At 46.0% G+C, this 22,259-nt stretch carries 24 protein-coding genes; 18 read left to right on the top strand and 6 right to left on the bottom strand.

Going from position 1 to position 22,259, the window contains the following annotated elements:
- Nucleotides 1–10: 10 nt before the first annotated feature.
- Complete coding sequence (locus tag D3D03_RS07190; protein ID WP_026832505.1) at nucleotides 11–1,033, top strand: cytochrome d ubiquinol oxidase subunit II; 1,023 nt, start codon at nucleotides 11–13, stop codon at nucleotides 1,031–1,033.
- Nucleotides 1,034–1,207: 174 nt separating this feature from the next.
- Nucleotides 1,208–1,876, top strand: coding sequence for a potassium channel family protein (locus D3D03_RS07185; protein WP_012370886.1), 669 nt, complete (start codon nucleotides 1,208–1,210; stop codon nucleotides 1,874–1,876).
- Between the two features lie 54 nt (nucleotides 1,877–1,930).
- Here the strand turns inward: D3D03_RS07185 and D3D03_RS07180 are convergent, their stop codons facing one another.
- Nucleotides 1,931–2,707: a Cof-type HAD-IIB family hydrolase gene (locus tag D3D03_RS07180; protein WP_026832507.1), complete on the bottom strand. Its 777-nt coding sequence runs from the start codon at nucleotides 2,705–2,707 to the stop codon at nucleotides 1,931–1,933.
- Nucleotides 2,708–2,877: 170 nt separating this feature from the next.
- On the opposite strand from D3D03_RS07180, the gene D3D03_RS07175 reads away from it, so the two are divergent.
- Together D3D03_RS07175 and rnjA are read left to right on the top strand one after the other, a co-directional pair.
- Nucleotides 2,878–3,096: a DNA-dependent RNA polymerase subunit epsilon gene (locus D3D03_RS07175; RefSeq protein WP_026832508.1), complete on the top strand. Its 219-nt coding sequence runs from the start codon at nucleotides 2,878–2,880 to the stop codon at nucleotides 3,094–3,096.
- The gene (gene rnjA / locus D3D03_RS07170) at nucleotides 3,093–4,760 is read left to right on the top strand and encodes a ribonuclease J1 (RefSeq protein WP_026832509.1); all 1,668 of its coding nucleotides are present in this window, start codon (nucleotides 3,093–3,095) and stop codon (nucleotides 4,758–4,760) included. The genes D3D03_RS07175 and rnjA overlap by 4 nt, the downstream gene beginning before the upstream one ends.
- A gap of 52 nt (nucleotides 4,761–4,812) precedes the next feature.
- Here the strand turns inward: rnjA and def are convergent, their stop codons facing one another.
- Nucleotides 4,813–5,352 (bottom strand): peptide deformylase, encoded by a 540-nt coding sequence (def, locus tag D3D03_RS07165; protein WP_026832510.1) that lies wholly within the window; start codon nucleotides 5,350–5,352, stop codon nucleotides 4,813–4,815.
- A 378-nt stretch (nucleotides 5,353–5,730) separates the two neighbouring features.
- On the opposite strand from def, the gene pdhA reads away from it, so the two are divergent.
- The 5 genes from pdhA to D3D03_RS07140 all read left to right on the top strand — a co-directional run bounded on the left by pdhA (nucleotide 5,731) and on the right by D3D03_RS07140 (nucleotide 11,029).
- A complete protein-coding gene (pdhA, locus tag D3D03_RS07160; RefSeq protein ID WP_012370881.1) occupies nucleotides 5,731–6,813 on the top strand; it encodes a pyruvate dehydrogenase (acetyl-transferring) E1 component subunit alpha in 1,083 nt (360 codons plus the stop codon).
- A gap of 3 nt (nucleotides 6,814–6,816) precedes the next feature.
- Entirely contained in the window at nucleotides 6,817–7,794 is a 978-nt protein-coding gene (locus D3D03_RS07155; RefSeq protein ID WP_026832511.1) for an alpha-ketoacid dehydrogenase subunit beta, read from the top strand.
- Nucleotides 7,795–7,893: 99 nt separating this feature from the next.
- Complete coding sequence (locus D3D03_RS07150) at nucleotides 7,894–9,198, top strand: dihydrolipoamide acetyltransferase family protein (protein WP_026832512.1); 1,305 nt, start codon at nucleotides 7,894–7,896, stop codon at nucleotides 9,196–9,198.
- A 3-nt stretch (nucleotides 9,199–9,201) separates the two neighbouring features.
- Nucleotides 9,202–10,614, top strand: a complete 1,413-nt coding sequence (gene lpdA / locus D3D03_RS07145) for a dihydrolipoyl dehydrogenase (protein WP_026832513.1) — start codon at nucleotides 9,202–9,204, stop codon at nucleotides 10,612–10,614.
- 106 nt (nucleotides 10,615–10,720) lie between these two features.
- Complete coding sequence (locus D3D03_RS07140; protein ID WP_028105965.1) at nucleotides 10,721–11,029, top strand: SAV0927 family protein; 309 nt, start codon at nucleotides 10,721–10,723, stop codon at nucleotides 11,027–11,029.
- Between the two features lie 52 nt (nucleotides 11,030–11,081).
- Here the strand turns inward: D3D03_RS07140 and D3D03_RS07135 are convergent, their stop codons facing one another.
- Complete coding sequence (locus D3D03_RS07135; protein WP_028105966.1) at nucleotides 11,082–12,569, bottom strand: aminotransferase class I/II-fold pyridoxal phosphate-dependent enzyme; 1,488 nt, start codon at nucleotides 12,567–12,569, stop codon at nucleotides 11,082–11,084.
- Between the two features lie 132 nt (nucleotides 12,570–12,701).
- Between D3D03_RS07135 and D3D03_RS07130 the strand changes: the two genes are divergently transcribed.
- The 3 genes from D3D03_RS07130 to D3D03_RS07120 all read left to right on the top strand — a co-directional run bounded on the left by D3D03_RS07130 (nucleotide 12,702) and on the right by D3D03_RS07120 (nucleotide 14,360).
- Nucleotides 12,702–12,974 carry a UPF0223 family protein gene (locus tag D3D03_RS07130; protein WP_119923227.1) on the top strand — a complete coding sequence of 91 codons (273 nt, stop codon included), beginning with the start codon at nucleotides 12,702–12,704 and terminating at the stop codon, nucleotides 12,972–12,974.
- Nucleotides 12,975–13,252: 278 nt separating this feature from the next.
- Nucleotides 13,253–13,441: a hypothetical protein gene (locus D3D03_RS07125; protein ID WP_026832517.1), complete on the top strand. Its 189-nt coding sequence runs from the start codon at nucleotides 13,253–13,255 to the stop codon at nucleotides 13,439–13,441.
- A gap of 139 nt (nucleotides 13,442–13,580) precedes the next feature.
- Nucleotides 13,581–14,360, top strand: coding sequence for an inositol monophosphatase family protein (locus D3D03_RS07120; RefSeq protein ID WP_026832518.1), 780 nt, complete (start codon nucleotides 13,581–13,583; stop codon nucleotides 14,358–14,360).
- Between the two features lie 18 nt (nucleotides 14,361–14,378).
- Here D3D03_RS07120 and D3D03_RS16725 read toward each other — a convergent pair whose 3' ends face one another.
- Nucleotides 14,379–14,549, bottom strand: a complete 171-nt coding sequence (locus tag D3D03_RS16725) for a DUF5325 family protein (protein WP_158583691.1) — start codon at nucleotides 14,547–14,549, stop codon at nucleotides 14,379–14,381.
- A 187-nt stretch (nucleotides 14,550–14,736) separates the two neighbouring features.
- On the opposite strand from D3D03_RS16725, the gene typA reads away from it, so the two are divergent.
- The 3 genes from typA (at nucleotide 14,737) to D3D03_RS07105 (ending at nucleotide 18,163) form a co-directional block, all read left to right on the top strand.
- Nucleotides 14,737–16,584 (top strand): translational GTPase TypA, encoded by a 1,848-nt coding sequence (gene typA / locus D3D03_RS07115; protein ID WP_026832519.1) that lies wholly within the window; start codon nucleotides 14,737–14,739, stop codon nucleotides 16,582–16,584.
- Between the two features lie 27 nt (nucleotides 16,585–16,611).
- On the top strand, nucleotides 16,612–16,965 hold the full coding sequence (locus tag D3D03_RS07110) for a YlaH-like family protein (protein WP_026832520.1): 354 nt from the start codon (nucleotides 16,612–16,614) through the stop codon (nucleotides 16,963–16,965).
- A gap of 136 nt (nucleotides 16,966–17,101) precedes the next feature.
- Complete coding sequence (locus D3D03_RS07105; RefSeq protein ID WP_119923226.1) at nucleotides 17,102–18,163, top strand: PQQ-dependent sugar dehydrogenase; 1,062 nt, start codon at nucleotides 17,102–17,104, stop codon at nucleotides 18,161–18,163.
- Between the two features lie 27 nt (nucleotides 18,164–18,190).
- Here D3D03_RS07105 and D3D03_RS07100 read toward each other — a convergent pair whose 3' ends face one another.
- Nucleotides 18,191–18,394 (bottom strand): YlaI family protein, encoded by a 204-nt coding sequence (locus D3D03_RS07100; protein ID WP_026832522.1) that lies wholly within the window; start codon nucleotides 18,392–18,394, stop codon nucleotides 18,191–18,193.
- Between the two features lie 116 nt (nucleotides 18,395–18,510).
- Between D3D03_RS07100 and D3D03_RS07095 the strand changes: the two genes are divergently transcribed.
- The 3 genes from D3D03_RS07095 (at nucleotide 18,511) to tnpB (ending at nucleotide 21,674) form a co-directional block, all read left to right on the top strand.
- A complete protein-coding gene (locus D3D03_RS07095; protein ID WP_028105970.1) occupies nucleotides 18,511–18,963 on the top strand; it encodes a PNPOx family protein in 453 nt (150 codons plus the stop codon).
- Nucleotides 18,964–19,002: 39 nt separating this feature from the next.
- Nucleotides 19,003–20,319: a PhoH family protein gene (locus D3D03_RS07090; RefSeq protein WP_026832524.1), complete on the top strand. Its 1,317-nt coding sequence runs from the start codon at nucleotides 19,003–19,005 to the stop codon at nucleotides 20,317–20,319.
- A 182-nt stretch (nucleotides 20,320–20,501) separates the two neighbouring features.
- Complete coding sequence (tnpB, locus tag D3D03_RS07085) at nucleotides 20,502–21,674, top strand: IS200/IS605 family element RNA-guided endonuclease TnpB (protein ID WP_026832525.1); 1,173 nt, start codon at nucleotides 20,502–20,504, stop codon at nucleotides 21,672–21,674.
- A gap of 71 nt (nucleotides 21,675–21,745) precedes the next feature.
- On the opposite strand, the gene D3D03_RS07080 is transcribed toward tnpB, so the two are convergent.
- Nucleotides 21,746–22,207, bottom strand: a complete 462-nt coding sequence (locus D3D03_RS07080; RefSeq protein WP_026832526.1) for a hypothetical protein — start codon at nucleotides 22,205–22,207, stop codon at nucleotides 21,746–21,748.
- Nucleotides 22,208–22,259: the final 52 nt, after the last annotated feature.

Below are 22,259 nucleotides of genomic sequence, written 5' to 3'. Positions count from 1 at the left end.
AGGGAACGAGTTGGACATTCAAACACTTGGAATAACCGTACTTTGGACGTTCCTTTATGGATATCTCATCGTTGCCTCAATTGACTTCGGTGCCGGTTTTTATGCGTTCTATTCAAAATATACAAAACGTGATCATCTGACGAACCGTCTGATCTTACGTTATCTCTCTCCGGTCTGGGAAGTGACGAATGTCTTTTTCGTCTTCTTCTTTGTCGGACTCGTCGGATTCTTTCCGGATACGGCGTACTATTACGGAACAGCGCTGCTCGTTCCGGCCTCAATCGTCTTAGTACTGATTGCGATTCGTGGTAGCTTTTATGCGTTTGCCAACTACGGATCAAACGACAGCATGTTCTATACGTTTTTATACGGTGCGACAGGATTATTGATTCCGGCAGCAATGTCAACGACCTTGACGATCAGTCAAGGTGGTTTCATTCGCAAGACAAATGAGACGGTGGAGTTCCTTGGGACAAAGTTGTTCACGAACTTTTATTCTTGGACAGTCGTTGCGCTCGCCATCGTTTCTGTCTTGTACATCAGTGCGATGTTCTTATTATTCTACGCGGATAAAGCGAAAGATGAGAACGCGACTCCGCTCATTCGTAAATGGGCATTGTTCTGGAGCATTCCGACCATCGTTGTCTGTGCGTTAGTCTTCTTTGGTTTAAAAAATCAGGCAGCTTGGCATTATGAGAACATTTTGAACGGAAACTGGTGGTGGTTCGCAGCAAGTTTCATCTTCTTCTGTGTTGCAGTCACACTTGTCTATTTGAAAAAGAACTACGGCATCGCCTTCATTGCCGTCATGGCACAATATGGCGTCGCTTGGTTCGGCTATGGTTATACGCACCTGCCGTATATCCTCTATCCGTACATCGATATCAATAAAGCCGTCGTAAATGAGACAATGGCGACCGCGCTTGTCGTCGTCTTTATCTTCGGACTGATGTTATTGATTCCGGCCCTCTATTTGATCTTACGTTTATTCTTATTCGACAATGATTATGTCAGTGGGAAAAAATCAAAATGAGCAGGAAATGAGTGAACAGGAGATATACAATCCGTTTCTGGATTGTATATCTTTTTTTGCCGTCTGGATCGCCTATAAAAAAGTCGGAACGACGTTGTGAAAGCGTTCATAGTATTTTATAAATGAATCGGGTAAACTACTACTGAAGCAGAAACGTGAAGGAGAGTTGAAAAAATGAATGGAGAATTTGCAGTAATCGGATTAGGACGGTTCGGGGGTTCCATCGTCCGGGAGTTATCGAAAAATGGATACGACGTCCTGGCGATTGATTCAGATGAAGAACGCGTCAACGAATATATGGGGATTGCGACACATTCCGTTATCGCAGATACGACAGATGAGAACGTCCTAAAAAGCCTCGGTATCCGAAACTTTGATCATGTCATCGTAGCAATCGGAGAGAACATCCAGGCTTCGATTTTAACGACCTTGATTTTAAAGGAGCTTGGTGTGCAGTCCATCACCGTCAAAGCAACGAACGACTACCATGAAAAGGTATTACGAAAAATCGGGGCAGACTTCATCGTCCATCCGGAGCGGGATATGGGTGTGCGGATTGCCAACGGATTGATGAGTTCAAACATCCTCGACTATCTCGACTTGTCGCAGGAATTCTCCATCGTTGAGATCAAAGTCAGCGATCGGATGGCAAACCAAACGTTGATTGATCTTGATTTACGCAGCAAGTACGGAGCAAATGTCGTGGCCATCAAGCGGGGAGAAAACGTCATGATTTCCCTGCAGGCCGATGAGCTGATTGAAAAAGGAGATTACCTTGTCGTGATTGGCGAAAACGATGACTTGGATCGTCTCGAACGTGCCATCCATAAAGTGAAAAACTAAAAACAAAGGGAAGATCACGGTTTCGTGATCTTCCCTTTACTTGTCGCCAATGGATTAAATCAGTTGGAATTCTTTTAATCCGTGAGCAATACCATCTTCTAAAATGTGTTTAGTGACGAAGTCGGCAGCTGCTTTCGTTTCGTCAAGACCGTTCCCCATCGCGATGCCCGTTCCGACATAACGTAACATCTCCAAGTCATTTAAGGCATCACCAAACGCAAACGTATCTTCACGTCGTATATTCGTCAGTTTTAAGAATTGTTTGATGCCGTCTGCTTTAGAGGAACCGACGTTGATGACATCCATCGCATTTGGATGCCAGCGGATGAAATCAAACGCTTGATAATTTTTGACATATTCCGCTTCTTCTTCCGCTGTACAATAGACAAGGGTCTGGAAGACGTCGTGCGTCAAAAAAGGCTGTTCTTTAAATGAAGGGAGTGGGATATCAAGCCCTCCAAGAGATGCTTTCACTAACTCATCGGCAGGCTGCGTCGAGAAGCCCTGTTTTTCGCCTAAGTAGACGAGTGTATGTCCATTCTTCTGCGCTCGAGCCGTTAAGTGTTCAAGATCAGCAATCGGCTGAGGGCGTTTGTAGATGATTTCATTTTGATGGACGACGATTTGTCCGTTGTAACCAATGATGGTGTCGATATTCAGCAGTTCACGTACACCGGACAACATAGCCGGTCCACGTCCTGTTGCGATGGCGACATAAACACCATTCGCTTGTAGTTGTTTGATCGCTTGTTTCGTTGACTCTGGAACGAAATGTCCATCGTGAAGTAAGGTTCCATCGATATCGAAAAAGACGACTTTCTGATTTGCCATGGTTTCACCTTCTCTTTTTAATTGGCTTTTCAGCCGGATACATGTGGAATTATAGCACAGCGTTCCCATTTACGCAGAGCTTGGATGAGGAATAGGATGAAAAAATAGTAGGATATCGTGTATACTAATCTAAGGACAAAAAACAATGGACTGATAAGGAGTTGCTAAACATGATTTTTAAAGTATTTTATCAACCGCTTCGTTCAGAAGCCCCGGTACGGGAACGAACAGAAGTGATGTACGTCGAAGGAGAGAACATTCGTGAAGTGCGAACAGCGATTGATCATCTCATCAAAGACATTAACGTCGAATTCATCCGCGAAGTCAGCGGAGAGTTTTTGGAATATGAAAAATTAAGCCCAGACTACAAGGTTGAAACGTTCGCATGAAGTTCGTTAAAAACCATCAAGCAGCCGTATTCGCACTCGGCGGTTTAGGAGAAATCGGGAAGAACACGTATGTCGTCCAATTTCAGGATGAGATCATCGTCATCGATGCTGGTGTCATGTTCCCGGAAGATGAATTACTTGGGATTGATTATGTCATTCCAGATTATACGTATTTGATCAAAAACAAAGAAAAAGTAAAAGGTGTCTTCATCACCCACGGTCACGAAGACCATATCGGTGGTCTGCCGTTCTTGTTGAAGCAGGTGAACTTACCGATCTACGCGGGGAAAATTGCGCTTGGTCTCATTAAAGTGAAGCTGGAAGAGCACGGTTTGTTGCGGAATGCAGAACTTCACGAAATTGATGAAGATTCGATCATCAAATTCCGGAAGACAAGCATCTCGTTTTTCCGTACAACCCACTCGATTCCAAATTCATTTGGAGTCGTCGTCAAAACGCCACAAGGTAACATCGTTCATACCGGTGACTTTAAATTCGACTTTACGCCGGTTGGAGAACCAGCTGATCTGACGAAGATGGCTGAACTTGGAAAAGAGGGTGTACTTTGCCTCTTGTCCGATTCAACGAATGCGGAGATCGAAGGCTTTACGATGAGTGAACGAGTCGTCGGGGATACGATTTCAAACATCTTCCGTAAAGCAGAGGGACGGATCATCTTTGCGACCTTTGCCTCGAATATCTACCGTCTGCAACAAGTCGTCAATGCATCGGTCGAAGCCGGTCGGAAAATCGTCGTCTTCGGACGCAGCATGGATAAAGTCATGATGATTGGTCAAGAGCTTGATTTTATCAAAGCGCCAAAAGGGACCATCATCGAACCAAATGAAATGAAACGATACAAAGCGAATGAATTGACGATTCTGTGTACAGGATCGCAAGGTGAGCCGATGGCGGCGCTCAGTCGAATCGCCAACGGAACGCACCGTCAAATCTCAATCATTCCTGACGATTTGGTCATCTTCTCTTCATCACCAATCCCAGGAAACGTCGTTTCGGTCGGGAAAACCATCAACCAGCTGTATAAAGCGGGTGCTGATGTCATGTACGGCAAGTTAAACGATATCCATACGTCAGGTCACGGAAGCCAGCAGGAACAGTTGTTGATGCTCCGCCTGTTAAAACCGAAGTATTTCATGCCGATCCACGGGGAATACCGGATGCTCAAAAAACATATGTCGCTTGCGATGGATGCAGGTGTTCCGGAAGAAAATTGTTTCGTCATGGATAATGGCGAAGTATTGGCGCTTGATGCCAATGCAGCAGCGATTACCGGGAAAATCCAAGCCAATGCTGTTTATGTAGATGGAAAAGGAATTGGAGATATTGGAAACATCGTCCTGCGTGATCGTCGTATTCTTTCGGAAGAAGGACTCGTCGTCGTCGTCGTGACACTCGATTCCAAAACGAACCGTCTCGTCTCCGGACCGGACATCATTTCACGCGGATTCGTCTATATGCGTGAGTCCGGCAACTTGATTAAAGATGCCGAACGTCTCTTGAAACGGTCGCTTGAGCAGTCTCTTGCGAACCGCAATACGAAATGGACGGACATCAAACAAGTGATCAACGATACGCTGACACCTTATTTGACAGAAAAAACACAACGTCATCCAATGGTCATGCCGATCATCATGGAAGTGTGACGCCAAAAAAAGACATTCCCACATTGTGGGAATGTCTTTTTTTATGTGTTTCTCAGAGCGGTGAACCGTAATCCTTGAACGGCTCCTTGTCATCGATTCGGTCATAAAACATGATACCGTCCAAGTGATCGTATTCATGCTGACAGACGACGGCTTTTAATCCTTTTAATCTTAATTTTACAGGATTTCCGTTATGATCGATCCCAGACAGGGTAATACGCATATAGCGCGGTACGTGTCCTTCGACTTCACGATCGACGGATAAACAGCCTTCGCCTCCGGCCAGATACGTTTGTTCTACGGAGTGACTGATGATTTTAGGATTGTAGATCCCGAACTCAAGTAAATCATCCCCGTCCTGTAAACGAACGGCGAACATCCGTTTATTGACGCCAATCTGGGGAGCGGCTAATCCGATCCCGCTGCGCAAATCATATTTTTCAGCTAGTTCATCGTCTTGACTGTTGGACAAATATTCCATCATAAGACGCATCGTTTCTTTATCTTCCTCACTCAGTGGGAAGGTAACGTCGACAGATCGTTCGTGAAGCGAAGGTACGTCTTCCCGGACAATCTCATTCATGGTAATCATGAACAGCACCCCTTTCATCTAAAAAAATTATAGCATAACAAGGGAGGAATATTAATAACTAACACAGGTGCCGATAGTTGAATAGTACAGAAGTAGCAACGTTCTTAAAATGTGATGCATTTCACAAGAGAGTTCGCTAAAAAAAATAAAACATTTCCTTTGATTTTATAGGTGTTACAGTTTTATACTTGTAACGTAATGAACAAGACATGCATTCGTGTCTCGTCATGTTAATACAGTTTACTCAACTGGATAGGTACACAGATATATGTTCAAGAAAAGGTCATACGGGACTTCATTTTTTGAACACTATTCGTATGTGAGCAAATCAGTCAGAGGAATATTTCGCTGAGCACAGTGAAAGGATGAGGTGAAAAGATGAACTTAAACATGTTTAAAAACGTGGAAGAAAACTTTGAAACATTCCGCATTCTGGATGAGAAAGGTGAAGTCGTCAACAAAGACGCTATGCCGGATCTCTCAGATGAAGAGCTTACGGAATTAATGCGTCGTCTCGTCTACACACGTATTTGGGACCAACGCGCAATCTCACTCAACCGTCAAGGACGTCTTGGTTTCTATGCGCCAGTCGCAGGACAAGAAGCGTCAATGATCGGTTCACAATTCGCTTTAGATAAAGATGACTGGATCCTTCCAGGTTACCGTGATATCCCGCAAATGGTCTTCCACGGTTTCCCGCTTTATAAAGCATTCTTGTTCTCACGTGGACACATCACAGGCGGTAAGATTCCTGAAGGTGTAAACGTCTTAATGCCACAGATCATCATCGGTGCACAAATCGTGCAAGCTGCCGGTGTCGCACTCGGTCTTAAGAAAAGTGGAAAAGAACAAGTCGCAATCACTTACACAGGTGATGGCGGATCATCACAAGGTGACTTCTACGAAGGTATGAACTTTGCCGGAGCATTCAAAGCACCTGCGATCTTCGTTGTCCAAAACAACCGTTTTGCGATTTCGACACCGGTTGAAAAACAATCGATGGCGAAAACAATCGCGCAAAAAGCTGTTGCAGCGGGTATCAACGGAATTCAAGTTGACGGAATGGATGTTCTTGCCGTCTACGCAGCAACAAAACAAGCTCGTGTTGAAGCACTGAACGGTGTACCGACATTGATCGAAACACTCACATATCGTTACGGACCACATACACTTGCTGGAGATGACCCAACACGTTACCGTACAAAAGATATGGACGATGAGTACCAAGCACAAGATCCACTCGTTCGTTTCCGTGCGTTCATGGAAACAAAAGGTCTTTGGAACGAAGACAAAGAGAACGAAGTGATTGAACAAGCAAAAGCGGATGTTAAAGAAGCACTCGCTCAAGCAGATAAAGAACCAAAACAAAAAGTAACAGACTTCATCAACGTGATGGCTGAAAAGTTACCACAAAACCTGCAAGAGCAGCTTGATGAGTATACAGCAAAGGAGTCGAAATAACCCATGGCACAAATGACGATGATCCAAGCGATCACTGACGCAATGCGCGTCGAGATGAAACGCGACGAGCAAGTTCTCTTGTTCGGTGAAGACGTCGGTAAAAACGGTGGGGTATTCCGTGCGACAGAAGGTCTTCAAGATGAATTAGGCGAAGACCGTGTCTTCGATACACCACTTGCCGAGTCTGGTATCGGTGGTCTTGCAGTCGGATTCAGCTTGACTGGTTTCCGTCCAATCATGGAAATCCAATTCTTCGGATTCGTATTCGAAGTATTTGATTCTGTAGCGGCACAACTCGCACGTTTACGTTACCGTTCAGGCGGCACGTACAGTGCACCTGTTACAATCCGTTCACCTTTCGGTGGCGGTGTTAAAACACCTGAGCTTCATGCAGATAACTTGGAAGGATTAATGGCTCAGTCACCAGGACTTAAAGTCGTCATCCCTTCAACTCCGTATGATGCAAAAGGTCTTTTGATCGCATCAATCCGCGACAACGATCCAGTTGTGTTCCTTGAGCACATGAAACTGTACCGTTCATTCCGCGGTGAAGTGCCAGAGGGCGATTACACGATCGAACTCGGAAAAGCTGACATCAAACGTGAAGGTACTGACGTGACGATCGTAACGTACGGTGCAATGGTTCACGCATCACTTAAAGCAGCTGAAGAGCTCGAAAAAGAAAACATCAGCGTTGAAATCATCGACTTGATGACAATCAGCCCGATTGACATCGACACAATCGTTGCATCAGTTAAGAAAACGAACCGTGTTGTCGTCGTTCAAGAAGCTCAGAAACAAGCAGGTGTGGCTGCAATGGTTGCAACTGAAATTCAAGAGCGCGCGATTCTTGATCTTGAAGCACCGATTCTTCGTGTAGCGGCTCCTGATACAATCTTCCCATTCGCACAAGGTGAAGATGCATGGCTTCCGGACCACAAAGATATCGTTGAAAAAGTGAAAACAGTTTACAATTTCTAAGCGTGAACCGGAAAAAAGGAGAGAGGCAATTCTCTCCTTGCTTCCGTTTTAAAGATAACAATCGACTTTGAAGAGTGAAATAAAAGGAGGCTAATTCAAATGGGTTTATTTGAATTCAAATTACCGGATATCGGTGAGGGTATTCACGAAGGTGAAATCGTAAAGTGGTTCGTTAAAGCAGGCGACACGGTCAAAGAAGATGACATTCTTCTTGAAGTCCAAAACGATAAAGCAGTCGTTGAAATCCCGTCACCAGTTGATGGCACAGTTAAAGAAGTAACAGTAGACGAAGGTGTCGTAGCTGTCGTTGGCGACGTATTGATCACATTCGACGTTGAAGGTGAAGGTTCAGCTCCTTCTGAAGAAGAAGCTCCAGAACAACCTAAAGCAGCAGATAACGCAAAAGATGTCCAAGACACAGACAGCAAAGTCGAAGACAAACCAACAGAAGTTCAAATCCATAAATCAGAACGTGTCATCGCGATGCCTTCAGTACGTAAGTATGCGCGTGAAAAAGGCGTAGACATCCGTGAAGTTCAAGGTTCTGGTGACAACGGTCGTGTTGTCAAAGAAGACATCGATGCATTCGCAAACGGTGGACAATCTTCTGCTTCAGCTACACCAGCAACAGAAGAAAAAGCACCAGCGGCACAAGCTTCAGCACCTAAATCTGAAGTGAAACCTTACGTTGCGGCTCAGCCTGAGCTTGAAACACGCGAGAAGATCAAAGGAATCCGTAAAGCGATTTCGAAAGCAATGGTCAACTCGAAACACACGGCTCCACACGTAACGTTGATGGACGAAGTCGATGTAACGAATCTTGTTGCTCTTCGCAAAAACTTCAAAGAAGTTGCAGCGGCACAAGGTACGAAATTGACATACCTTCCATTCGTCGTGAAAGCATTGACAGCAGCGGCTAAGAAATACCCTGCCATCAACGCATCAATCGACGATGTCAACGAAGAAGTCGTTTACAAAAACTACTTCAACATCGGTATCGCAGCAGACACAGACAACGGTCTTGTTGTTCCTGTCGTCAAAGATGCAGACCGTAAATCAATCTTTGCATTAGCAGACAACATCAACGATCTTGCTGGTAAAGCACGTGAAGGTAAACTTTCTGGTGAGGAAATGAAAGGCGGATCGATCACGATTACAAACATCGGTTCTGCTGGCGGACAATGGTTCACACCGGTCATCAACCACCCAGAAGTTGCAATTCTCGGAATCGGCCGTATTGCTGAAAAAGCAGTCGTCAAAAACGGTGAAATCGTTGCGGCACCAGTACTCGCTCTTTCATTCAGCTTTGACCACCGTCTCATCGATGGTGCAACTGCACAAAACGCGCTTAACTTGGTTAAACGCTTGTTGAACGACCCACAACTTCTCATTATGGAGGGATAAGCAATGGTAGTAGGTGAATTCGCACAAGAAACAGATTTACTCGTAATCGGGGCTGGCCCTGGTGGTTACGTCGCTGCAATCCGCGGTGCGCAACTCGGACTTAAAGTAACAATCGTCGAACGTGAAAACGTCGGTGGTGTTTGTTTGAACGTCGGATGTATCCCGTCAAAAGCCTTGATCACAGCTGGACATAACTTCCAACATGCAAAAGGTTCTGACTCAATGGGAATCACGTCTGAAAACGTTGCAGTCGATTTCTCAAAAGTTCAATCTTGGAAACAGTCTGTCGTCAACAAATTGACTGGCGGTGTTGGTGGCCTTCTTAAAGGTAACAACGTCGAGACAGTTGTTGGGGAAGCGTACTTCCAATCTGAAGATACAGTTCGTATCATCAACGAAGATTCTTCTACACCTTACAAATTCAAAAAATGTATCATCGCAACAGGTTCGACTCCAATCGAACTTCCAGCATTCAAATGGTCAAAACGTGTCCTTTCTTCAACAGGCGCTTTGAACCTTCCTGAACTTCCGAAAAAACTCATCGTCATCGGTGGAGGATACATCGGAATGGAGCTTGGAACAGCGTATGCAAACTTTGATACTGAAGTTGTCATTTTAGAAGGAACAAAAGATATCCTTTCTGGGTTCGAGCCGGCAATGACGCAAGTCGTCAAGAAAAAGCTCAAACAAAAAGGAAACATCACGATTCACAACGAAGCACTTGCACAAAGTGTTGAAGAGACAGAAGAAGGCGTGAAAGTTACGTTTGAAGTCAAAGGTGAAACACAAACTGTCGAAGCGGACTATGTCCTCGTCACAGTTGGTCGTCGCCCGAACACATCTGATCTCGGTCTTGAAATGGCAGAAGTCAAAGTCAGCGAACGCGGACTTGTTGAAATCGACGATCAGTGCCGTACGTCGAACGAAAACATCTACGCAATCGGTGACATCGTTCCTGGACCACCACTTGCACACAAAGCTTCATTCGAAGCGAAAATTGCTGCTGAAGCGGCTGCTGGACACCCGGCATACCTCGACTACAGTGCGATTCCTGCGGTTGTCTTCACAGACCCAGAACTCGCAACAGTCGGTTATACAGAAGCGCAAGCAAAAGAAGAAGGTCTTGATTACCTCGCTTCTAAATTCCCTTACGCTGCAAACGGACGTGCTCTTGCACTCAACGAGCCAGACGGCTTCTTGAAAATGATCACACGCAAATCAGACGGTCTCTTGATCGGTGCTCAAATCGCTGGTACCGGCGCATCTGACATGATCGCAGAGATGGGACTCGCAATCGAGTCTGGAATGACTGCTGAAGATATCGCACTCACAATCCATGCACACCCTTCACTTGGTGAAATCGCAATGGAAACAGCTGAAGTAGCAATCGGAAGCCCGATCCACATCATCAAATAAGTAACGAAGACCTTGAAACGGGGAGCCGACCGTTTCAAGGTCTTTTTTGTTCGTTTAACTCTGCTTAAAAATAGGAAAAGAATAAAAAAAGAGAGGGTGAGTTGCAGTGGAACCTCAATTGTCTCCGATCGAAGAACTGTATCATGTCTCAGAAGTGGATAAGGTCCGATTCATTGGTGTCACAACTGATCATGCCCGGTACGATTTTGGTGTGATCTTTACAGGTCAATTTTTCGGGAAGATGTTGGTCGTCAGCCTCAGCAGCGGACGCGCAGCTTTGTTGGATCATGAAGATGTCCTCGACGCAGATGTCCTGCACCGGATACTTGATGTGGATCCGATCGATGCTGGGGCGGTCGGAGACTTTTTAGGAACCCTGTTACCTTACGTCCCCCGTTATGAACAGGCGGACTAAAAAAAATCCTGCAGGTGCTTTACGCACCTGCAGGATTTTTGGAATAAACCCGTTACCGGATGGCATTGGATTGTTGAATGACTTTGATGGTTTCGAGTGTGTGATCTTCGAGACCTTGAACCGGCAGACCGGCTTCGATGTTTTCTTTGATGTACGCCAAGTTGTCGGTCGTAATCATTTCCCCTGGAATGAAGATTGGGATACCAGGCGGATAGACCATCATGAATTCTGCCGAAATACGGCCGACCGCATCTGCGAGCGGAATAGTCTCCGTCTCCTCATAGAAGGCGTCCCGCGGGCTGAGCGCAAGCGCAGGGATATCGGGTAAGACGATCGAATGGGAAGCGGTTTTTGAACCCGTATCCCGGTGTCGTTCGACCAGTTCAGCCATTCCTTTGAGCAAGGCGTCAATCGTCTCTTCTGAATCACCGGACGTGATGATCAACAAAATGTTGTTTAAGTCAGAAAGCTCGACTTCAATCCGGTGTTCTTCCCGTAAAAATTCCTCGACGAGATGACCGGAAATTCCGAGTCCTTTGACAGAAATCAAGACTTTTGTCGGATCGAAGGCAAAGGTTGCACTCGAGTGCAGATCGGCTTCTCCGAAGACGGCGAGATAAGGAAGCTTGGCGAGCCCCATTCGCATCCGCGTCGCGAGTTCGAGTGCGCGACGGTTCATCGCCTCACCATTGATGGCAAGGTGACGACGGGCACAGTCGAGTGACGCAAGCAACAAATAAGAGGTTGAAGTCGTCGTCAGCATCGAGAGGACGGCTTGTACCTTATCGGGCGACACAAGACCACGACGGACGTTTAAGACAGAACTCCCTGTCAAAGAGCCACCAAGTTTATGCACGCTCGTCGCAGCAAGGTCAGCGCCTGCCTGCATTGCGGATAATGGCATATCATCGTGAAACGCGATATGGACGCCGTGTGCTTCATCGACAAGGACGGGAATCCCTTTACTATGTGCCAGCGTAACGATGCTCTCCAGGTCGCCAGCAACGCCGAAATACGTCGGATTGATCACGAGGACGGCTTTTGTATCCGGGTGCAGGCTGAGTGCACGTTCGACGGCACTTGGTGTAATCCCGTGTGCGATGCCGAACATTTCATCAAACTCCGGATGAATGAAAATCGGATGCGCTCCAGAAAGAACGATAGCCGACATCACCGATTTATGGACATTTCGCGGAACAAGAATTTTATCGTCCGGACCGACGACACTCATGATCATTGCCATGATGGCGGTTGAAGTTCCCTGAACCGAGAAAAATGTTTCGTCAGCATGGAAGGCTTGCGCCGCAAGTCGGTGGGCATCTTTGATAATGCCTTTTGGATGATGAAGGTCATCAAGCGGAGCGATATTGATTAAATCAATATCGAGCGCATTTTGACCGATAAATGATCGAAAAGCAGGATCCATCCCTTGGCCATTTTTATGACCGGGAATATGAAATTGAATTGGTTGACGTTTCGCATGCGCCAGCAGCGCATCGAATAAAGGTGTATCGAGCTGTGTTAAGCTTTTTGTTTGCACCAGATTTCCCCCCTTAAAACCGAATAAAAAAACAATCAAACAAGCTAACTATAACAAGTTTTCATGAGGTTGCAACTGTTTTATACGCGATTTCGTTGTAAAATAGAAAGCGTCAAGAAAGGAAGTGTCACAATGGCAGTCAATTATCCGATTAATCCGGACTGGTCTACGGACGAAATCGTTACCGTCATCCATTTTTTTAACGTCGTCGAAGAAGCCTATGAAAAAGGAGTTGATCGTAGTGCCTTCTTAAGTGCTTACCAAGCGTTTAAGGCAATCGTCAACTCAAAATCAGAAGAAAAACAATTGGATCAATTTTATTTTGAAGAGACCGGATGTTCTAGTTACCGCGCCGTCCAACAAGCAAGAAAACAAGAACAGCCACTTTTGCGATTGAAGAAATAAGACAGGTCTATCCACAAAAGCGTCTAACATGCTGAACATGTCCTAGTGTAAGCGGCTTTCACTCCTTCATATAGAAGGGGGAAAGCCGTTTGTTTGTTTAGAAAAAACAAAAACTGGTTATATACTACATACAAGACGATATCGTGTAACTGTAATTTTTAAAAATAGATACTTTACATCTAAGTTGATTCGTACTATTATGGATTCAATCCACTAATTAGTCGCAATTGTCTGATAACTAAGTAAATTTGTTTATCCCGCGAAGGAGTGTGGTTACTGTGAAACAAGTGATAGAAGCATACAAAAGAAAAGATGCAGAAAAACGCATTCCTGTATTGCGCCTCGAAATCGATTATGAACTTGCAACATTGCATGATGCAATCGTAGCAAGTGATACGGAAGCGGTAGGTGCGAGTAAGGAACGCCTTGAAAAATACCGTCAAGAGATGGTACGCCTCGAAGCGTAAGACATGCGTTCCATTTAACAATAAAATAACTCAAAATAAAATAATGCCAGAATCAACCAGCGAATCTTTTCGTTGGTTGATTTTTTTTGTTACTATTATAGAGTATTATGATGTTCGACAGACTGAAGGGGTGAGACAGATGCAGGGGCTGGAGTTGCATGCGATTGATCTGATGAAACGGGCAGGAAAGTACATCCGTCAAAAAATGGATCAGGCGTATCATATAGAAGAAAAAACGAACAAAAGTGATCTCGTCACCGAAATTGATCAACATGTAGAAGACTTGTTGATCAAGGGCATCTTGGAAAAATATCCGGATCATCTGATTTATGGAGAAGAGGGACGAATTGAGCGACCGGATACATTGGACGGCACCATCTGGTTTGTCGACCCGATTGATGGGACGATGAATTTCATTCGTCAGAAACGATTGTTTGCGGTGTCTATTGCCATCATGATTGATGGCGAATTACGTTACGGTTTTGTATATGACGTAATGGCAGATGAAATGTTCCATGCCATCAAAGGACAAGGGGCGTATGAGAATGGAATTCGTCTGGATCCAATCGAAGATCGTCCGGTCAAAGAAGCCATCATCTGCATGAATGCGACGTGGGTGACGGCGAATCGCCGGATTGATCCGAGCCTGCTCGCTCCACTCGTCCGTGATGCGGTCGGAACACGTGCGGTCGGAGCGGCATCCCTTGAACTTGCTTGGGTCGCCGCCGGTCGCGTAGACGGTTACATCACGATGCGCAACATGCCTTGGGATTATGCAGCGGGGCAACTGTTGATTGAAGAGTTGGGTGGACGTGTCGGCACGATTGAAGGAGCGGATATGAGCTTTTTGGAACAGACGAGTGTTCTTGCCGGGAGTCAACGGTTTGTTTCAGACGTATTGACGTATGTGCAAAAATAAAACGCCCTGTCTGGGCGTTTAAGCTTGCTTGCGCAGCCGGGCTTTAAGAACAAAGCCGACAGCCATCGAGACAATCATCAGTAATATGGAGACAAACATCATCACGACGTTTTGCTCTGCGATAAAAATACCGATCGAAGCCATCGACCCAACTGCCAAGATGGCTAATAATAGAAAAATAATTCGCATCTGTAGTTTCCCCCTCACGATACATGAACTCGTCTCTAGTTTAGCGTGAATCGGGGACAATGAAAAGGCTTTCGCTATCATCTTCAATCGAAGTGATTGCCAACTACCAGTCAACCTGTGCTATACTCTTAAAGTTGACCGAAAGTATTTATGGATTATTTAAATGAACAGAAAGAGGTACACACCTATGACAACAGTAGTAAGAAATGATTTACGCAACGTCGCGATCATCGCCCACGTTGACCATGGTAAAACGACACTCGTCGATGAGCTTTTAAAACAATCTGGAACATTCCGTGCGAATGAACTAGTTGAAGAACGCGCAATGGACTCAAATGATATCGAGCGTGAGCGCGGAATCACGATCCTTGCGAAAAACACAGCAATCGATTACAAAAATACACGCATCAACATCGTTGATACACCAGGTCACGCCGATTTCGGTGGTGAGGTTGAACGTATCATGCGTATGGTTGACGGCGTTATCCTCGTTGTTGACGCACGTGAAGGCTGTATGCCACAAACACGTTTCGTATTGAAAAAAGCACTTGAGCAAGGTCTCCAACCAATCGTCGTCGTCAATAAAATTGACAAGCCGATGGTTCGTCCGCTCGAAGTTGTTGACGAAGTCGTCGACCTCTTGATTGACCTTGGAGCAGATGAAGATCAGCTCGAATTCCCAGTCGTTTATGCATCGGCAGTCAACGGCTCAAGTTCATTTGACCCTGAACTTGAAAATCAAGAAGATACAATTACAAACGTTCTTGACTTGATTCTTGAACACACACCGGCTCCTGTTGATAACAGCATGGATCCATTACAATTCCAAGTTACGATGCTTGACTACGATAACTACCTTGGTCGTATCGGAGTAGGACGCGTCTTCCGTGGAGAAATCAAAGTTGGAGACAGCGTGTCGCTTTCTAAACTTGATGGATCAATCAAAAACTTCCGTGTAACGAAATTATTCGGTTACTTCGGTCTGAAACGCGTCGAAATCGAAGCAGCGAAAGCTGGAGATTTGATCGCAATCGCAGGAATGGAAGACATCAACGTTGGGGAAACGGTTTGCCCGACTTCACACGTCGATCCACTCCCATTACTTCGTATCGATGAGCCGACTCTTCAAATGACGTTCATCGTCAACAACTCGCCATTCGCTGGTCGTGAAGGTGACCTCGTCACTTCGCGTAAAATCGAAGAGCGTCTTGAAAAAGAGCTTGAAACAGACGTTTCACTCCGCATCGAAAACACAGATTCACCGGACCGCTGGATCGTATCTGGCCGTGGTGAGCTTCACCTCGGTATCTTGATCGAAAACATGCGTCGTGAAGGATACGAAATTCAAGTATCTAAACCGCAGGTAATCATCAAGGTTGAAGACGGCGTAAAAGTTGAGCCGTTTGAGCGCGTTGTCATTGATACACCGGAAGAATACACTGGTGGCGTCATGGAATCGATTGGTCTCCGTAAAGGTGAACTGACGAACATGCAAACAATGGATAACGGACAAACAAAAATGGAGTTCATCGTTCCTTCACGTGGATTGATCGGATACCGGAATGAATTCTTATCTGCAACACGCGGATACGGAATCATGAACCACACATTCGAAGAATACCGTCCGTTCATCAATGCAGACATCGGTGGACGCCGCAGTGGTGTTATGGTTTCAATCGAAACTGGTAAAGCAACTGCTTACGCTATCTCTGCACTCGAAGACCGTGGAACGATCTTCATCGAGCCAGGCCTTGAAGTATACGAAGGAATGATCATCGGGGAATGTAACCGTGACGTCGATCTCGCTGTTAACGTCGTTAAAGCGAAACAATTGACAAACATGCGTGCATCTGCGAAGGATACGACAAACGTTCTTAAACGTCCACGTGTCTTCTCACTTGAAGAATCGTTGACATTCTTGAATGAAGATGAGTACTGTGAAATCACACCAGAATCAGTTCGTCTTCGTAAACAAGTATTGAACAAAAACGAACGTGAAAAACAAGACAAGCGTCGTCGTCTTGGTAAAGACTGAGCTCTTAACACGTAAGGGGGACTGGCAATGACTGCACAACCTGCCGTTGCTTCTGATTTCTCGAAATATGATATTCCTGCCGTCGCCAAGTTAGTCGGCGTAGGAAGTGATCCAAATAATCTAAGCGCTGGTTTTAACGCGCTGATGATTACCGTCGTCATCTTGACGTTGATCGTGTTTAAATTAGGTTTTGCAAAAGAGTTGGCCTGGTGGAAATCACTGATTGTCTATCTGATGTTGGCTGTTTTCTCAGCTGCGTTAACACTCGTCTTCTGGACGTGGCCGATTCCTGAGGTCTTGCTCGTGATGGTCGTCATTCTTGGAATCTACCGGTTCCGGATGTGGATGGTCAAACGTGAGCGGGAACGGACTGCTACGTAAGTTGATATACGCTTGGACCCGTCTTCTAATCAGAAGGCGGGTTTTTTTGTGTAAAACGATGGGAAAATGGCGGTATGTTCGAATTGAGGAATAATCAGGACGGTTTGGGGAAAAAAACGGTAAGGGGTGATAAAGCATGTGGAAGCATACATGGAGTATTCCAGTCAGCCTTGCAATCGTTTTAGCAGGCTGTTCACAATCTGAAGAACGTGATTCATCAACAGACCAATCAACGTCCGTACCGAAAACAGCGAAAACCGTCGAAAGTAATGTTGTATTAAAAGAGTTACGGACACCGTGGAATATTGAAAAAAATGAAGACACGTTTTATATCACGGAGCGGGAAGGAACGATTCTGAAAGGGTCGAGTAAGGAACAGGTCCGGATGGAGCTTGATCTGTCAGAGAACGTCGTGGCTGAAGGGGAGGGTGGTCTGCTGGGGATGGCGCTTGATCCCGACTTCTCGGATAATCAGACGGCATACGTTTATCACACGTACGAAAAAAATGGAACGTTGTACAACCGTGTCATTGAAATCGTTGAACAAGACGATACGTGGAAAGAAACACGTGTTTTGCTCGACGAGATTCCGGGTGCGTCCATTCATAACGGCGGACGCATCGAAATCGGACCGGATGACTTTTTATATGTGACAGCAGGAGATGCAGCAGTACCAGAAAATGCCCAAAAGTTGTCTTCCTTAGCAGGCAAGATTTTACGGATGAAGTTAGACGGGAGTCCGGCTGACGGGAACTTAAGGGAATATGTCTACAGTTATGGTCACCGAAACCCACAAGGATTGGTGTTTGTCGATCAAACGCTTTATGCAACGGAGCATGGGCAGAGTGGTCATGATGAAATCAATCGAATCGAATCGAAGAATTACGGATGGCCGTTGATCGAAGGAACGGAAAAACAGCAAGGACTGGTGACACCTTGGTATGAAGTCGGAGAACAATCCGTCGCGCCGAGCGGTATCGCAGCACTTGACGGTAAATTGTATTTTGGAACACTTGTCGGCCAAAGTCTGCGGTCAATCGAGACTTCAACGTCAAAAGTGGAACAGGTCGTATCGGATCGAGGTCGGATTCGTGACGTGATGGTCGACGGAGAGGCTCTTTATTATATTACAAACAATACAGACGGCAGAGGGAACCCCGGTGACGAGGATGATGTACTCGTCCGTTTGACGCCATAAAAAAACTACTTTGATAGTCAAAGTAGTTCACCATCTCTTTTTAGTTGTCGCCCACGTCGGATACAGGTGGAACTGTCCCGTTTCCTGACGCGCCAACGTTCGCTGGGTAACCCGTTCATGGCATTCGTCACATATGTAGACACGGACTGGTTTGTTCCGCAGCCGTTTCGCTGTGAAGGACCAATCATCGATGGTTTCTCTTTTATCACAAATGGTGCATTTTACACGCATGGGAGGTCCTCCTCTTTTTTTCTTAGTATATCATATTTAAGAATTGTTCAAATCGAAAAAGGAATGCGCAGATCCGATATCGAATGTATCCAATAAGCAGAAGAGGGGGTGGTACCATGGCAAATAAAGTGGAACATCGTCTGAGTGACAAGCAGATGGAAGCATTAACGGATTTACCACTTGTTTTCTTAATCACGCATGACCAATCAACAAGCTGGCCGATCACGCATGCCATCAGTTGGGTGCATGCGAAAGATGAGACGACGATTCGCTTTGCGATTGAAGCCGACTCGCTGATTGTGAAAACATTAACCGATCATCCAATCTTCACCCTGATTTTCTTTGCGGATCAGTCGACGTACAGTTTGACCTGTACGGATGTAAAGCCGTTTGAAACAACGGAATCGTTACCTTTAAAGGTAGCGTTGTATGAAGGAGAATTAAAAGAAGTACGTGATATTTTGTTTTATGGGGCTGCCGTATCCGAACGACCGCGTGTGCATAAAACGTACGATGAGGCGGCGGCGGTGCGGTTAGATCATCAGATTCATACGATTTTAAAATCTTAACATTCATCAAAACTCGACTCTAAAGGGGCGACCGATGGAATGAAAAAAATATATGTGCTCGATACCAATGTCATGCTACACGATCCGTTATCCTTGTTTCAATTTCAAGAACACGATGTCGTCATTCCGGCCATCGTCCTAGAAGAACTGGACGGAAAAAAACGTAACATGGATGAGGTCGGACGAAACGCCCGTGAAACGGCACGGATTCTGGATCAACTGCGGGAAACAGGACACTTGCATGCAGGGGTTCCCTTAGGAAACGGCGGGATTCTGCGTGTCGACATCGGCGATACGATCAGTGATGCGTCACCGTTCACCCATGAATCGAACGATAATAAGATTTTGGAGCTGGCCTGGTCGATTCACCGGGAGCAAAAAGAACAACAAAGCGGTCGTGATGTCATTTTGGTTTCAAAAGATATCTTAGTCCGGGTAAAGGCGGACGCATACGGTTTAGTGGCAGAAGATTACCTGACGGATCATATTGCGGATTTAACGGGACTCTATACGGGGTTTGTGGAATTGACCGTGGATCAAGAGTATATCGATGCGTTTTATCAAGATAAACGGTTGTCGGTAGACCTGCTGCCCGAAAAAGTCCATCCCAATCAGTTCGTCATTTTAAAAAGTAACATGTCGAAAGCTTCGGCAATTGCTGTCGTCGATCAAGAAATGCCGATCATCCGTGCACTGTCACTCGATGTCGATCAAGTCTGGGGAGTCATTCCTCGGAACGTTCAACAACGGATGGCGTTCGAATTATTGCTTCGTGACGATGTGCCGCTCGTGACTCTCGTCGGGAAGGCGGGGACAGGGAAGACGTTGCTCGCGCTCGCAGCAGGTTTATTACAAGTGGAAGATGAGCATCGTTACAAAAAGCTGGTCGTCGCTCGACCGGTTGTTCCGATGGGGAATGATATCGGGTATTTGCCGGGAGAAATGGAAGAGAAACTACGTCCATGGATGCAACCGATTTATGACAACTTGGAGCACCTGTTTAATACGAGTTCAGGCGACGAGTTAGGGAATATTCTGGCCGGTATGAAGTCGATCCAATTGGAAGCGTTGACGTATATACGGGGTCGAAGCATGCCGGGACAATTCATCATCATCGATGAAGCGCAGAATTTAACGAAACACGAAGTGAAAACGATTTTAACACGGGTCGGCGAAAATTCTAAGATTGTTCTTGTAGGCGATCCGCAACAGATTGACCACCCGTATCTCGATGAATATTCCAACGGACTGTCTTACGCCGTCGAGCGTTTAAAAGGTGAAAAAATGACCGGGCACGTTAAGTTGGTCAAAGGAGAGCGGTCGAACTTGGCTCGTCTTGCAGCCGATCTTCTCTAAAAATAAAAAATCTAACTGTAAAAAAACCGCTCTGGTTCTCCCTATTTTTAGGGAGAACCAGAGCGGTTTGTTGTTTTATCAAAATTAGGCGAGAATACGCCCACTTCTAAACGAAGTGAAAGTGGGAGATGAATCGCTTGCCTGCCTTTCGGGTATATTCCCTTTGAAGGAGGTGAAAAATGGTGTTGAAGCACAAGGCCTACAAATTCAGAATCTACCCCACAAAAGAGCAGGAAATCCTGATCGCGAAGACGATTGGGTGTTCACGCTTCATCTTCAACCACTTCTTGGCGAAGTGGGATGAAACGTATAAGACCACTGGAAAAGGACTGTCCTACGGTTCTTGTTCCAAAGAAATTCCTTTGTTAAAGCAGGAGTTCGACTGGTTGAAGGAAGTCGATAGTACCTCTGTTCAGATCAGCGTCAAGCATCTTGCTGATGCGTTTGACCGCTTCTTCAAGAAGCAGAACGAACGCCCTCGATTCAAGTCCAAGCGCAATCCCGTCCAGTCGTACAAAACCAACATCCAAGGTAAAAACCAGCTTCCTGAAGTCTCGATTGAATGCAACCAGCTCAAACTTCCGAAGCTGAAATGGGTGCGTTTCGCCCATTCGAAACAGGTCACAGGCCGTATCTTGAACGCCACGATCCGACGCAACGCTTCAGGCAAATACTTCGTCTCCCTACTCGTCGAGCAGGAAATCAACGAGCCGCCGAAGACTGGTTCATCTGTCGGCGTCGACGTTGGACTCAAGCACTTTGCCATCCTGTCGGACGGCACGATGTATAAGAACGACCGTTACTTCCGTACACTCGAGAAGAAACTGGCGCGCGAACAGCGTAAGCTCTCCCGTCGTCAACGCATCGCTTTGAACAAGAAAGTGAAGCTTTCCGAGTCTAAGAATTATCAGAAGCAAAAGCGGAAGGTCGCCCGTATCCACGAGAAGATCGCCAACAAGCGCACTGACTTCCTGCACAAGGTATCGACCGAGATCGTCAAAAACCACGACGTCATCGGCATCGAGACCTTGCAGGTGAAGAACATGCAGAAGAACCGCAAGTTGAGCAAGGCCATCTCGGACGTCAGCTGGTCGGAGTTCTTCCGTATGCTGGAATACAAGGCAGATTGGTACGGAAAGACCGTCGTGAAGGTCGGGAAGACCTTCGCATCGAGCCAACTGTGCTCCAGTTGCGGACATCAACACAAAGACGTGAAGCATCTTGGCTTGCGTGAATGGACATGCCCGAGTTGCGGGATCCATCACGACCGAGATGTGAACGCAGGACTGAATCTTAAACAAGAAGCCGAACGTATCTTAGCTTCTTCAACCGTCGGGACGACGGGGTTAGCCTGATCAGGTTTCGACCGGTAGGTCGGATAACTCAGGAATCCTTCACCTCTAAGTGAAGCGTAGGTGGAGGTAGTTCAAAAAACCGTGATGCGTTCGACGGAACGCACGATTTGATCCTGGTATAAGAGGTGAACGGGACCGTCCGTCAAAACTTTCCCGTCTTTTGAGAACTGAAGATACAGTTCCGGCAAACAATGTAACGCCAGTTCAACCGTATCGGTTCCTTCAAACCGAAGCATCGTTGCCTCGTCCAAGACTTCAGCATTTTGGATGAATGGGGCTAACGGCATTGCAAACGTTCCCCGCAAGGCTGCATCTTTTTCTTCACGGGTCATCGGCTTATTGTGGTCGGTCCGACTGCCTTCGGTGATCCCTTTATCCCAAGCAGCCCCCATCTTGGCATAATACGCTTCTTGCGCGTTATCGTCGGTCGCTTTCCCAATTTGATCGACTTCAATCTTCCGCTCATCAAAGATCCAAACGGTTGGATCGATGGTAAGTGAATAACGTACCTTGCCTGTGATCGGAAAAATCATCATTATTCCCCCTAAATGTATGAGTCGTGCAAATCCATTATACCGAAACGTT

It is taken from the genome of Exiguobacterium sp. RIT452 (assembly GCF_003598705.1).
Lineage (GTDB): Bacteria > Bacillota > Bacilli > Exiguobacteriales > Exiguobacteriaceae > Exiguobacterium_A > Exiguobacterium_A undae.
This window is presented reverse-complemented; position numbering and strand designations above follow the sequence as displayed.

Excerpts from the sequence above, each read along its gene's own strand:
- D3D03_RS07105 (WP_119923226.1), top strand. The coding sequence starts at position 17,102 with ATGTGGAAGCATACATGGAGTATTCCAGTCAGCCTTGCAATCGTTTTA.
- D3D03_RS07175 (WP_026832508.1), top strand. The coding sequence starts at position 2,878 with ATGATTTTTAAAGTATTTTATCAACCGCTTCGTTCAGAAGCCCCGGTA.
- pdhA (WP_012370881.1), top strand. The coding sequence starts at position 5,731 with ATGAACTTAAACATGTTTAAAAACGTGGAAGAAAACTTTGAAACATTC.
- D3D03_RS07080 (WP_026832526.1), bottom strand. The coding sequence starts at position 22,207 with ATGATTTTTCCGATCACAGGCAAGGTACGTTATTCACTTACCATCGAT.
- def (WP_026832510.1), bottom strand. The coding sequence starts at position 5,352 with ATGATTACCATGAATGAGATTGTCCGGGAAGACGTACCTTCGCTTCAC.
- D3D03_RS16725 (WP_158583691.1), bottom strand. The coding sequence starts at position 14,549 with ATGCGAATTATTTTTCTATTATTAGCCATCTTGGCAGTTGGGTCGATG.
- D3D03_RS07090 (WP_026832524.1), top strand. The coding sequence starts at position 19,003 with ATGAAAAAAATATATGTGCTCGATACCAATGTCATGCTACACGATCCG.
- typA (WP_026832519.1), top strand. The coding sequence starts at position 14,737 with ATGACAACAGTAGTAAGAAATGATTTACGCAACGTCGCGATCATCGCC.
- D3D03_RS07100 (WP_026832522.1), bottom strand. The coding sequence starts at position 18,394 with ATGCGTGTAAAATGCACCATTTGTGATAAAAGAGAAACCATCGATGAT.
- D3D03_RS07155 (WP_026832511.1), top strand. The coding sequence starts at position 6,817 with ATGGCACAAATGACGATGATCCAAGCGATCACTGACGCAATGCGCGTC.
- D3D03_RS07120 (WP_026832518.1), top strand. The coding sequence starts at position 13,581 with ATGCAGGGGCTGGAGTTGCATGCGATTGATCTGATGAAACGGGCAGGA.
- lpdA (WP_026832513.1), top strand. The coding sequence starts at position 9,202 with ATGGTAGTAGGTGAATTCGCACAAGAAACAGATTTACTCGTAATCGGG.
- rnjA (WP_026832509.1), top strand. The coding sequence starts at position 3,093 with ATGAAGTTCGTTAAAAACCATCAAGCAGCCGTATTCGCACTCGGCGGT.
- D3D03_RS07180 (WP_026832507.1), bottom strand. The coding sequence starts at position 2,707 with ATGGCAAATCAGAAAGTCGTCTTTTTCGATATCGATGGAACCTTACTT.
- D3D03_RS07130 (WP_119923227.1), top strand. The coding sequence starts at position 12,702 with ATGGCAGTCAATTATCCGATTAATCCGGACTGGTCTACGGACGAAATC.
- D3D03_RS07150 (WP_026832512.1), top strand. The coding sequence starts at position 7,894 with ATGGGTTTATTTGAATTCAAATTACCGGATATCGGTGAGGGTATTCAC.
- D3D03_RS07110 (WP_026832520.1), top strand. The coding sequence starts at position 16,612 with ATGACTGCACAACCTGCCGTTGCTTCTGATTTCTCGAAATATGATATT.
- D3D03_RS07185 (WP_012370886.1), top strand. The coding sequence starts at position 1,208 with ATGAATGGAGAATTTGCAGTAATCGGATTAGGACGGTTCGGGGGTTCC.
- D3D03_RS07095 (WP_028105970.1), top strand. The coding sequence starts at position 18,511 with ATGGCAAATAAAGTGGAACATCGTCTGAGTGACAAGCAGATGGAAGCA.